We start from the raw sequence: 11,809 nt of genomic DNA on the forward strand, positions 1-11,809 counted from the left end.
GGGATTTTTTATTAATACATATCTTTTTGCGTAAAGTTCCAGAAGGCGATTCCAAGTGTCGCGACTGTCCAACAGCCAAGGACGGCAAGCGAGAATGGCAACGTCATGCCTTCAATCGGTGGTGCTTGACCATCCAGATAATTGATTAGTCCAAAGTTGACGTTAACGAGGTATTTCGAACTTGTCCAGCTCGAACCGAGTGTCGTCAACAATGTTCCGGAAATCAAGACTGCCATCATGATGCCAATCCCGGTCGCCGTATTCTTGACGAGGACAGAGACCATCAACGCAATCGTTCCGACGACGGCTGTGACGATCCAGGCGAGACCGATTGCCATCAGGAGGTATTCCCACATCGGAATCGTATGCACGAATTCGGTCGAAAACGTCCCGCTCGGCGATGCTTGGAACCCGGTCAAAATCGGGGCGGTCCAGCCATCATACCCGAGGACGATGCCGGAAATCGCGTAACAGACGAACGCGGTCAATGCCATCAGCATCGAAGTATAGAGTAAAACCGTGATCCATTTCGCCATCAAAATTTTCCAGCGCCGGACCGGTCGCGACAGAAGCGTCTTGATCGTTCCATCGTTTTGCTCCCCGCTGACGATGTCCGCCATAATGACGATGATGAAGAGCGGTAAGATTAACGTTAATCCTTGTGAGAAGAAAATGCGGATGAACGTCGGCGCACCCGGATAGTTCGGATTGATATCATTATCGAGGTAGTATTGATTCTGTTTTAAATCAAATTCTAAAAACTGGCGGAACTCGTCTTGAATACTGCTCGAGGCCAGTCGATTCTGTGTATCGACGATGTCTTGTTGCAGTTCGACACGCCAATCGAGCGTACCTTGTTTCTTAATTTGTTCTTGGATGTCACGATACTGTGCATACGTAAACATCGACACAAGAACGATTAAAATGATTGCGACGACGGCGAAGCGCTTTTTCGAAGCAATTTTCGTCACTTCGTTGCGGACGAGACCAAGCATGTTCGGATTACGCAATATGATCTCCCCCCGTCAATGTGATGAAGAGATCTTCGAGCGTCTGGACTTTTCGTTCAATCGTCCAGACTTCGACGCCGGCTTCAAACAGCTGTTTGTTGAGTGCCGGTGTCTTACTTGAATCCATCAATGTATGGACGGTATTCGCGTCAACGACTTCAGAGACCTGGACGTCTTCAGACGCGGATAAAATTTCATTTGCTTTGAAGGCATCATCGACCCGCCAGTCGACACCTGGAGCAAGCGACTCGACGAGCTCCTTGACCGTCCCGACTTGAACGATTTTGCCGTAACTCATGATGGCGACCCGGTCAGCGAGCATCTCAATCTCAGCCAGGATGTGGCTCGAGACTAAAACTGATAATCCTGTCTCATCAACGAGCTTCCGAATGAATTGCCGTAAATCACGAATCCCCATCGGATCGAGTCCGTTTGTTGGTTCATCGAGTATCAAAACACTTGGACGACCGAGCAAGGCTTGGGCGATTCCAAGGCGTTGACGCATCCCGAGGGAATACGTCCGGACTTGATCGTCGACCCGCGCCGTCAAGTCGACCAAGTCAATTACTTCTTGAATCCGAGCTTCATCGACATTCGGTAACATCCGGGCGAAGACACGCAAGTTTTCGCGCCCACTCAAATATTTGTAAAGCTCTGGGTTTTCAACGATCGAGCCAATCCGCTCCATCGCTTGAACAAATTGTTTGCGGACGTCAAAATCACAGACCGTGATTTTACCCGACGTCGGTTTAATCAATCCGACGAGCATCCGGATCGTCGTTGTTTTCCCTGCCCCGTTCGGACCGAGAAATCCAAAGACTTCACCTGGGAAGATTTCAAACGAAATGTTATCGATAATCGTTTTCTTTCCAATCACCTTCGTGACCGATTCTAATTTTACAGTTGGATTCACGTTTTTCACCTCTTATGGTCTATTCTAGCGGAATAATGAATGATTTGACTCGTCTAAGCACTTCAAAACCGCACATTTTCTAAAGTTTTGCTACAATCATCGTAACAGTAAAAGGAGGAACGATTCATGAAACGATATGCTTGGCCTTTATTTTTAAGCGTTTCGCTCATCTTGACCGCACTTTTCGGGTACGGATTTGCAAGCGCCTATAACGACGTCGTTAATCCACCAAAACGGGCGGTCTTGACACCAACGAAAGAAGAACCCGTTGCAAAAGGCGGGACTTACGTCGCTTTAGGTGACTCGTTGACACGCGGCGTCGGTGCTTCGAACGGAAACAGTTATGCAGCAATCGTCGGTCAAGAACTTACAAAAGACAACACCGTCGAACGTTTCCAAAATCTCGCCGTCAGCGGAGCCCGGACGGAAGATCTACTGAAGCAACTTGAACAAAAAGAAGTCCTTCGCTCCCTTAGCCAGGCAAAAGTCATTTCGGTGACGATTGGCGGGAATGATTTGTTCAACCGTGGTGAAGGTGTCGCAAACTTTGATGCAAAAAAGACTGCTGATACGATTAAATCAGCTCAAACCAACTTGGAGAAGACCTTTAAAATCCTCCGAGATGAAAATCCCGATGCCGTCATCTTCTACGTCGGACTGTATAATCCTTTCCGTGCCAGTGAAAATGGGGAGGCATTTGACGCAATCGTCCAAAATTGGAATGCCGAGTCGCGTCAACTCGGACTCGAATATGATATTGAAGTCATCGATACGTTCAACCTAGTCCGTGACGTCAAACGCGATCTCTCAAGTGATCAGTTCCACCCGAATGATTCAACGTACGAACAAATTGCGAAAGCTTCCCTGCTCGCTGTCAATAAACGTTTTTAATCCAAAGAAAGCCGCCGAATCACATCGACTCGGCGGCTTCATTTCATTTCAGACGTTTGGCTAAGGCGATTAAGACCCATTGCAGCGGCAAACGTGTCCATAACGCCCAGGCCGGCAATTTTTTACCGTTGATGGGTTGTGGATTGACGGCCATGTTGACGTTCGCCGGTAAGACGGCATATAAAAAGCCAGGTAGTGTCTTGCGAACGATATCGACACCTTTACCTGTCAACAACATGAAGCCGTACAAAACTTCGATGATACCCGTCACTTGAACGAAAAACCGCTTAAACGGAATAAAGGACGGCATGATGCTGACAAATCCTTTTTCGTTTCGAAAATGACCGACCCCAGCAAATAATAATCCTCCACCGTACAACAAACGTAAAACATACTTCATGACTTCCATCTCCCCGTTGATATAAGTAAGAACCAAACTCAGTGTAACGGACGAACCCTTTTCGCTCAACTATAAGAAACTGTCGATCAATTGTGGGGAATGATGAGTCATTTTGGAAAAACGTCCGCAATTTCATTTTCAGTTTGGATATCTGATACAGTAAAAATAGAAATTGATAAGGAAGGAATGGTCGATATGGCAGGAAAAACAAAACAACTTTTACCCGGACTGACAGGAGGCATCATCGGTGCCGTTTTGACGGCAACGATCGCCTTTCCACTTTTGATGGATCAAGAACAACAAGTTGCCGACACACCTCTTTCAAACGGGATGCCGAAACAAGTTTCAACGACGTCAAATGACCCTGTGACGAACGCCGTCGCATCCGCCCAAAAATCGGTCGTTACCGTCACGAACTACCAAACCGGTAACAGCATGACGCAAGAAGAAGCGGCGAGCGGATCTGGTTCCGGTGTCATCTATAAAAAAGCAGACGGAAAGGCCTACATCATTACGAACCACCACGTCGTCGACGGTGCCTCGAAACTCGAAGTGACATTAAACGACGGTAACACTTTGAGCGCAAAGTTACTCGGTAGCGACGCAACATACGATCTTGCCGTTCTCGAGGTCGACGCAAAAGACGTTCCCGCTGTCATCACGGTCGGAAAATCGGCTGACTTAAAAGCCGGTCAAACCGTGCTCGCCATCGGAAACCCGCTCGGTGAATTCCAAAACTCCGTCACACGTGGAATCGTCAGTTCAAATGACCGGACGGTCCCTGTCGATACGAACAGCGATGGGCAAGATGACTTCAATACGACCGTCATTCAGACCGATGCAGCCATCAACCCCGGTAACTCTGGTGGTGCCTTAATCAACGAACAAGGTCAGCTCGTCGGAATCAACTCGATGAAGATTGCTGAAACGGGCGTCGAAGGCGTTGGTTTCAGCATTCCGATCGACGATGCGCTCCCCATCCTAAAACAGCTTGAAACGACCGGTGAAGTCAAACATCCGACGCTTGGTGTCGCCTTGCAGGACGTTTCCGCCTTCCCGGCCGGTTATTTGCTTGATCAAGTCAAGTTGCCTGAATCCCAAAAAACCGGTGTCGTCATCATGTCAGTTGAACCGAACAGTCCGGCTGCCTCCGCGAAGCTGAAAACAGGTGACGTCATCACGAAAATTAACGGATCGGCGATTGAGAGTTTTGTCGACATCAAGACGGCGCTGATTAAATCGGACGGTGACATCACGTTGACGATTATCCGCGATGGTAAAACATCAACCGTTAAAACAACGACGACGACAACCGATCAGTTATAATCTTCCACATCAAGACGTTTCAATTGCCTCCCATATCGGGTATTGTTTTAGAACAATATCTTTGGGGGGCTCTCTTTATGTATGATTTGATCGGCATCGGGATTGGACCGATGAATTTAGGGTTGAGCGCACTCGCTCATCCAACACCATTACGGACACTTTTTTTTGATGAAAGCGAACAATTTTCATGGCATCCCGGGATGATGATTAAAGACTCGATGATGCAAACGAGTTTCATCTCTGACTTAGTCACACTTGCTGATCCGACGTCTTCTTTTACTTATTTAAACTATTTGCGTTCCATCAATCGTTTGCATACGTTTTATTTTTATGAAAAATTATTGATTTCGCGCCAAGAATACAACTCGTATTTGAAATGGGTCGCGACCCAACTCGATGACTTATGTTTTTCGACCCGCGTCATCGATGTTCAGGACACGGGTGATAGTTATGAAGTGCTTGTCGAAGACGTCAAGACGGGTGAACGGAAGACATATGAAACACGTAACGTCGTCATCGGAACAGGGGCTAAACCTTCAATTCCCGATACGTTTGATTCAAGCGTCATTCACAACACACAATATGTCATGGAAAAAGAACAGCTCCTGTCGAAAAATAAAATTTCCATCGTCGGATCGGGTCAAAGTGCAGCAGAAATTTTCCTTGATCTATTGACGAGCGACCGCTCGCCGGATCTCGAACTCGAGTGGATTTCACGTTCGACGATTTTTGAAACGCTTGAGACCGGAAAACTCGGCGAAGAAATCTTTTCACCGAGTTATGTCACGTATTTTAATCAATTACCACTTGAAACACGGCAAGAGGCCGTTTCGAAATTCACGCGGTCGCAAAACGGGATCAGTCCGGAAACCTTACAGGCCATTTACGAACACCTCTATGATTTGACGACGGATCAAAAAGACCGCGTCCAGATTCGCGCAAATCTTGAGGTCGAACAAATTACGCACGATACGTCATTTGCAATCAAAATGCGGCATACGGAACTCAACCAAGTCCGGACATCAAACACGGATGCCGTTGTCGCAGCAACCGGTTTCGTCCCGGCATTACCGCGCTTCATTGACCGATTGAACATCGAGTTCGAAGGTGAACAGGCTTGGAAAGTCGATGCGAATTACCGGGTCGTTCGTTCCATCGCAACAAATCATCAGTTGTACGCGACGACGAACTTAGAGCTTTCGCACGGTCCTGCCGCCGACAATCTAGGTATGTCGGTCTCACGAAATCAATTGATTTTAAATGATGTCGCCGGGAAAGAGTTGTATCCTGTCGAACAGCATGCAACGTTTACGACGTTCGACTGACAAAAAAGTAGCTCGCCAAATATATGGCGAGCTACTTTTTAGCGTTTTTTCGTCAATTCAAGCGTTTCGAGTACAAGTAAGGTTGACTGCAACCGGCTATGCCCCGCTTTAGCGAGTAATAGATGAAACGCAAGCAACCAGTTGACTTCTTCGGAAAACCGATTCCGCGACCGTTCCCGGTCGACGACCCGTGTCACGTATATCAAGTCGACACGATCAGTCGAACGTAACAGGGCGAGTAGCGGGAATAGGCGTTCAAACATGCGAACTTCCCGTTTTTCAAGCATGTCCACCCAATTTTCAATCCGTTTTTTTTGTTCTGCTTGATTGTTTGACGTAGCAAGGATTTGAGCGGCAATCAATCGTTCGCTTGACGGTCCCATCCATTTACTGAGCCATTCTTCACTCGTCTTGACATCCTCGACGAAGGATGCGAGCAATTGTTTTTGGTCCATCAATGCTGCCGTGACGACGTATTGTTTCGTCACATTCAACCCCGGGCGTTCTGCTCGAAAGTGTTCGACGACCGGCAAAGCGTCCGTACCGCGCTGTCGATTCAAGAGCTCTCCAAGGGCAAAAAACGGGCGGACGGCTTTGTCTTTGATGAAGCGCCGTTTAATATGCTTTTCAGCTTCAATCACTTGCTCGACTAACTGTTCCGGTCGGTCGCTATAAAGTTGAAGTTGCGAAATCAGCAGTGGCGTATAACGACTTTGAAGTGCTGAAAAGCGTGTTGTCTTCCGTTTAATGGCATGCGCTAAGCGATCGTAGGCCGCCCGGTCGAACACGACGTCTTGAATCGTATACGATAAGGCAAAAAAACGGCGGAAGTCGTGGGACGTTTCCTCGCGGAGAATGGCATAGGTCTTATTGTAGTTTTCACAAAATAATCCGTACATCAAAGCGCCCTCCCTTCGGTTCTGTTTTCCCCTTTTCCTGACAAATCATTCCCGAATCTGACTATGCGCGTCGAAGTTCCTCAAAAGAAAAAACCGGGTTCACCTCGTCTTTCAAATGAAAAGACAGCCGGTACCCGGTTTTTAAAGGCATGTCAGACCCGTTGTTTTTCAAGTAACCGGGAGAAATAACCACCATTTTTAATCAATTCGTCATGTGTACCGTCTTCAATGATGCCCTCTTTCGTGACGACAAGAATCCGGTCCGCATTTCGAATCGTCCCGAGACGATGGGCAATGATTAAAGTCGTCCGGTTTTTCGAGAGTTCCGCGAGCGATTCTTGAATGATCGCTTCCGTCTCCGTATCAAGAGCAGATGTCGCTTCATCTAGAATCAATAGCGGCGGATTCTTCAAGAACATCCGGGCAATCGCCAGCCGTTGCTTTTGTCCCCCGGATAATTTCAAGCCCCGCTCCCCAATCTGTGTATCATACCCTTCCGGTAAATCAGCGATCATCTGTCCGAGATGGGCGCGCTCGGCAGCTGCGATGATGTCTGCCCGATTCGCCGTTAAATCTCCGTAAGCAATGTTCTCAGCGATCGTCCCTGAAAAGAGAAAGACGTCTTGTTGAACGATACCGATTTGTTGGCGGAGCGAAGCTTTTGTCATCTGCCTTACATCGATGCCGTCAATCGTAATCGCTCCTTCTAAAACATCGTAAAAGCGAGGGATTAAGGAACAAATCGTCGTTTTCCCGGCACCCGACGTTCCGACGAAGGCAATTGTCTGACCGGGTTCAACGGACAGGTTGATATTTTTTAAAATCAATCGATCGGCTTCGTAGCCGAAACTAACATCATCGAACTCGATTGCACCATGCAGACGATCGACCGTGATTGCGTCTGGCGCATCCTTCAGCTCATCATCCTGATCAATCATTTCAGCGAATCGCTTAAAACCTGCCATCCCTTTCGGATAAAGTTCGAGAAGTGCCGTGATTTTGTCAATCGGTTTCAGCAAAATGTTCATGTAGAGAATGAACCCGACAAGTTCGCCGTAACTAAGGCGGCCGTTGTAACTTAAATAGGCACCGTACACAAGAACGGCGAGCGTCATCAGCCGCGTCGTCAAGTAAATACCGGACAGACTCGTACTCATGACTTTATAGGCATTGATCTTCGATTGACGGAACGTTGCATTGTCTTGCTCGAACCGTGCAACTTCATGGGCTTCGTTCGTAAACGACTGGACGACACGAATGCCTGAGACGCTATCTTCGACACGGGAGTTGACTTCGGCGATATTGCCGTACATCTTGTCCCACGAACGATTCATCCGGACGTTGGCGAAACTAATCAACCAAATCAGGAACGGAACAGCAATGACGGTAACGAGCGCAAGCGGCGCATTAATCGTCAGCATGATTGAGAAGGCACCAAGTAACGTCATCACGGCAATGAAGGCATCTTCCGGTCCGTGGTGAGCCAGTTCCCCGATATCGAACAAGTCATTTGTGATTCGGCTCATGATGTGCCCTGTTTTCGTGTTATCAAAAAAGCGGAACGACTGTTTTTGAACGTGTCCGAATAATTGGCGCCGCATGTCGGTCTCGATGTTGATACCGAGCTTATGTCCGAAGTAATTGACGACGAACTGCATCATCGTACTGATGACATAAAGCAACAGTAGACCGACACTGACTAAGATGATCCAGTTCAGCTCGCCTTCTGGCAACAAAGAATCGATGAACCACTGGACGGCAAGCGGAAACGCGAGCTCGAGTATACCGACGAATAAGGCTGACGAAAAATCGAGCCAAAACAAGCGTTTATGCGGTATGTAGTATTGATAAAATCGTTTTAACATTTGTAAATTCCCCTCCTAGCTAATTCTAGTGTACAAGAAGACTCTAGATTAATCGCGCCTCAAAACACAGATCATTATTTTTGAAAATCAAAGTAAGTTTTTTCATAAAAAATATATTTTAAAAACAGGGGAATTAACATCTCATATGACAAAATGGTAACAACGATTCTATTCGAACCATTTTGGAAGGGAGTTACGCAACTTGAAAAAGACACTTCTCGCTTTGACGACGCTCGCGTTGGTCAGTTCAGCGACCGCGGTCGAAGCCGCCTCCACAAAGTTAACGTTAACCGAAAATGTCAACATCCGAACTGCTGCCACTACTTCCGCACCCATCATCACGACCTTAAAAAAAGGTACAACGGTAACCGCTGTTAAAAAGTCAGGTTCTTGGTACGAAATTCGTTATCAATCGAAAAAAGCATTCATCACTTCGAGTTATGTGAAAGCAGCTACCGCTGCAAAAACGACGACAGCTAAAACGACGACAACAACGACTTACATAACGAATACAGCTGGTGTCAATGTTCGTGAGAAAGCGAGTACGGCTTCCAAAAAAGTCGGGCAACTTACTAAAAATGCAGCCGTGTCCGTCAAAAAGAAAACCGGTTCTTGGTACCAAATCGTCTACAAGAAAAAGACGGCATACGTCCATGCCAGTCTCATCACTGCGAAAAAATCAACCGTGAAAACGACATCGAAACCACCAGTGACGACACCTGTCGCAACAGCCGTTAAAGCCGTCGATACGACCAAACAATATACAGTCAACGCAAGTGGCGGACTGAATGCCCGCTTAGCAGCATCGTCTTCGGCACAAATCTACAAAACGATTCCGAATAAAACGCTCTTGACGGTCACGGGTACGATTGACGCCTGGTATCAAATTAAGCTCGACGGAAAAGTCCTCTACGTCGCCGCGAGTTATGTTGCTGCATCAGCAAAAGAAACACCGCCTGCAACGAATGGCGTCTCGATCAATCCGGTCGACCAAGCCAAAACGTATACCGTCAATGCGCCGTCAGGTTTGAATGTCCGGACGGCACCAACGACTTCCTCACAAGTCTTCACCCAAGTTGCCCACGGTTCGAGCGTTCAGGTGATGGGTGAAACGACGGGTTCCGCTGCCGGATGGTACCAAATCAAAATCGGGACAGGTTACTATTATGTCGCGAAAAGCTACATTACGACCGGGACTGTTGCGACGACTCCGCCCGTAACACCGCCTCCTGTCTCGACTGTCCCTGCTTCCGGTGTCATGGAACGGGCGATTTCAATCGGTCAACAGTATCTCGGGACACCGTACGTCTGGGGGTCGAGTAGCCCGATCAACGGCGGATTCGATTGCTCGGGTTTTATCAACTACACGTTGAATACGGCCGGTTACAAAGTCGGGCGGACGAACGTCAATGGCTACTGGAACAACGACCTGTACCTCGGTCAGAAGCTGTCGAAATTACGTCAGCCGGTCCGCGGAGATATCATCTTCTTCGAGAATACGTATGCCGCAGGTCCGACCCACATCGGAATCATGTTGAACAATGACCAATTTATCCATGCCAATACACCGTCACTCGGCATCAGTCGTCTGTCAGAAAAGTACTGGACTCAAAAATTACTGGGCTTTAAAACCCTCTGATGCAACAGGATTGACTAAAAAAGTACTTTCTCCCCCCTTTTTTCCAGGGGAGACACAAGACCCGATTTCCTGCCCTTAGTGAACAGGAGGTCGGGTCTTTTTTGTCTCTGACAGCGTAAGTTTTGCGTTTTTTTCTGCAGGCGTCGCGTGAAGCAAACGCCTCCTTTTTTTCTTTTCGATAGGTATCTTAGATGTGCCGAGTGTTCATCCTCGACTCCTATAAGAAAAGGAAGCGCAATCCTCGCTTCCTGCCGGGTCTTCCGCCCATGGAAAGCGCGGACGCAAAAATCGTCTGGAGCGACTTTTGCGTCAGCCCTGTTTTTTTACGATAATTCCGCTAAGATTTGCTCGATTTCTTGTTTGAATCGTCCCGGTGACAGTTGTTTCGTCATTTCTTCCACTTCTGCCTGACGGTCCACCCCTACCCCGGCGCGCATCGCTAATGCGAGCGCATATAACATCATCGCGTGATCGTATTCACCGCCAACTTGCCATAAATGTGCACCGCGCCAAATGTTAGCGACACCGCTTTGGAGGTCAAACGGGAGTGTCTCTTTTGAGTCCTTCCACAAACACAGATAGATCTCGAAGTATCCGATGTAATGAATACACGCTTCAATGTTGACTTCAACGAGTCGTTCCCGCGCATACCGGACGCCTTCATAATCCTCTCGGTGGACCGCAATCGACCCTTTCGTCAACTCGACAAGAATCCGCTCGAATGCTGTTGCTTCCGTGAATAAAAAGAAATGTTCCAGTATTTCCAGCTCATGATTTGCCGCCTCAAAGTCTCCGTCTAGACTTAAGAACAATGCCAGCAATCGGTGGTAGTTACTGACGTCACTGTAGACGCCCTTCTCCCGCATATAATGGATGCCTTCCCGTAAAAATTCAATCGACCGGCTCCAGTTGTCTTCGTTCACACTGACGCGGATTGCCTGTAACATTTGATAGTCAAGAAACGTTTCATGTGCAAGTGGGACGTCCTGATAAATCATCATCGCATCCACTTTCCGGTACGCCTCTTCGTAACGGCGCAGGAAAAATAAGAAATAGACTTTCGAGATTTGTACATTCATCTGTTCATCCCGTAATTCAAGCCGCTTGTAAATTTCCTCCGCTAAATCGAAATAATGTAAGCCCTGTTCCGTGTTCGAAAAACGTAATGCGTTTCCATACATCTCATAGATTCGACCTTGCCAGTAAGAATCAATCGCCGGTTCTAAATAGGGTGCGAGCATGTCGGCGATCTGTTCTTCCGCATAATAGTCGTTTGTTCGTGCATTGATTTTTTCAATCAGCTGCTTCATTTCGATCGCCCGGGGATCAATCAACAACTCATCGATCGAGACATGCAGACGACGCGCGATTGCTTGTAGCGCCGGTAAAGACGGTGTTGCCTTGCCGTTCTCAATCATACTGAGCATCGATTTCGTCATGATGCCGTCTGCGACATCCGACTGCGTCATTTTTTTCGCTTTCCGTAAACTTTTAATTCGTTGTCCAAGCATGGCCGGCACCTCATTCTACTGATTAAGTTA

Annotated in this window: 10 protein-coding genes; 4 read left to right on the forward strand and 6 right to left on the reverse strand. The window is 47.6% G+C overall.

The window, feature by feature from the left end:
- Positions 1–11: 11 nt before the first annotated feature.
- Positions 12–1,010, reverse strand: a complete 999-nt coding sequence (locus KNQ05_RS07475) for an ABC transporter permease (RefSeq protein WP_214804985.1) — start codon at positions 1,008–1,010, stop codon at positions 12–14.
- Positions 1,003–1,923, reverse strand: a complete 921-nt coding sequence (locus KNQ05_RS07480; RefSeq protein ID WP_029333260.1) for an ABC transporter ATP-binding protein — start codon at positions 1,921–1,923, stop codon at positions 1,003–1,005. The genes KNQ05_RS07475 and KNQ05_RS07480 overlap by 8 nt, the downstream gene beginning before the upstream one ends.
- A gap of 126 nt (positions 1,924–2,049) precedes the next feature.
- Between KNQ05_RS07480 and KNQ05_RS07485 the strand changes: the two genes are divergently transcribed.
- Positions 2,050–2,814, forward strand: a complete 765-nt coding sequence (locus KNQ05_RS07485) for an SGNH/GDSL hydrolase family protein (protein WP_088836746.1) — start codon at positions 2,050–2,052, stop codon at positions 2,812–2,814.
- A 43-nt stretch (positions 2,815–2,857) separates the two neighbouring features.
- Here the strand turns inward: KNQ05_RS07485 and KNQ05_RS07490 are convergent, their stop codons facing one another.
- A complete protein-coding gene (locus KNQ05_RS07490) occupies positions 2,858–3,214 on the reverse strand; it encodes a DoxX family protein (RefSeq protein WP_214801127.1) in 357 nt (118 codons plus the stop codon).
- A 195-nt stretch (positions 3,215–3,409) separates the two neighbouring features.
- Here KNQ05_RS07490 and KNQ05_RS07495 point away from each other — a divergent pair, with 195 nt between their 5' ends.
- Together KNQ05_RS07495 and KNQ05_RS07500 are read left to right on the forward strand one after the other, a co-directional pair.
- Positions 3,410–4,540, forward strand: a complete 1,131-nt coding sequence (locus KNQ05_RS07495; RefSeq protein WP_029333256.1) for a S1C family serine protease — start codon at positions 3,410–3,412, stop codon at positions 4,538–4,540.
- 77 nt (positions 4,541–4,617) lie between these two features.
- Positions 4,618–5,865: a lysine N(6)-hydroxylase/L-ornithine N(5)-oxygenase family protein gene (locus tag KNQ05_RS07500; protein WP_214804987.1), complete on the forward strand. Its 1,248-nt coding sequence runs from the start codon at positions 4,618–4,620 to the stop codon at positions 5,863–5,865.
- Positions 5,866–5,903: 38 nt separating this feature from the next.
- Here the strand turns inward: KNQ05_RS07500 and KNQ05_RS07505 are convergent, their stop codons facing one another.
- Both KNQ05_RS07505 and KNQ05_RS07510 read right to left on the reverse strand, forming a co-directional pair.
- On the reverse strand, positions 5,904–6,764 hold the full coding sequence (locus KNQ05_RS07505; RefSeq protein WP_088836743.1) for a DUF4003 family protein: 861 nt from the start codon (positions 6,762–6,764) through the stop codon (positions 5,904–5,906).
- Between the two features lie 152 nt (positions 6,765–6,916).
- The gene (locus KNQ05_RS07510; protein ID WP_214771770.1) at positions 6,917–8,629 is read right to left on the reverse strand and encodes an ABC transporter ATP-binding protein; all 1,713 of its coding nucleotides are present in this window, start codon (positions 8,627–8,629) and stop codon (positions 6,917–6,919) included.
- A 202-nt stretch (positions 8,630–8,831) separates the two neighbouring features.
- Here KNQ05_RS07510 and KNQ05_RS07515 point away from each other — a divergent pair, with 202 nt between their 5' ends.
- A complete protein-coding gene (locus tag KNQ05_RS07515; protein WP_214804990.1) occupies positions 8,832–10,268 on the forward strand; it encodes a C40 family peptidase in 1,437 nt (478 codons plus the stop codon).
- Between the two features lie 323 nt (positions 10,269–10,591).
- Here KNQ05_RS07515 and KNQ05_RS07520 read toward each other — a convergent pair whose 3' ends face one another.
- Complete coding sequence (locus tag KNQ05_RS07520; protein ID WP_214804991.1) at positions 10,592–11,779, reverse strand: helix-turn-helix domain-containing protein; 1,188 nt, start codon at positions 11,777–11,779, stop codon at positions 10,592–10,594.
- Between the last annotated feature and the right edge of the window lie 30 nt (positions 11,780–11,809).

This window comes from Exiguobacterium sp. s125 (genome assembly GCF_018618605.1).
In the GTDB taxonomy this organism is placed as follows: domain Bacteria; phylum Bacillota; class Bacilli; order Exiguobacteriales; family Exiguobacteriaceae; genus Exiguobacterium_A; species Exiguobacterium_A oxidotolerans.

Coding starts and splice junctions, on each gene's coding strand:
- KNQ05_RS07495 (WP_029333256.1), top strand. CDS start 3,410: ATGGCAGGAAAAACAAAACAACTTTTACCCGGACTGACAGGAGGCATC.
- KNQ05_RS07520 (WP_214804991.1), bottom strand. CDS start 11,779: ATGCTTGGACAACGAATTAAAAGTTTACGGAAAGCGAAAAAAATGACG.
- KNQ05_RS07505 (WP_088836743.1), bottom strand. CDS start 6,764: ATGTACGGATTATTTTGTGAAAACTACAATAAGACCTATGCCATTCTC.
- KNQ05_RS07500 (WP_214804987.1), top strand. CDS start 4,618: ATGTATGATTTGATCGGCATCGGGATTGGACCGATGAATTTAGGGTTG.
- KNQ05_RS07485 (WP_088836746.1), top strand. CDS start 2,050: ATGAAACGATATGCTTGGCCTTTATTTTTAAGCGTTTCGCTCATCTTG.
- KNQ05_RS07490 (WP_214801127.1), bottom strand. CDS start 3,214: ATGAAGTATGTTTTACGTTTGTTGTACGGTGGAGGATTATTATTTGCT.
- KNQ05_RS07510 (WP_214771770.1), bottom strand. CDS start 8,629: ATGTTAAAACGATTTTATCAATACTACATACCGCATAAACGCTTGTTT.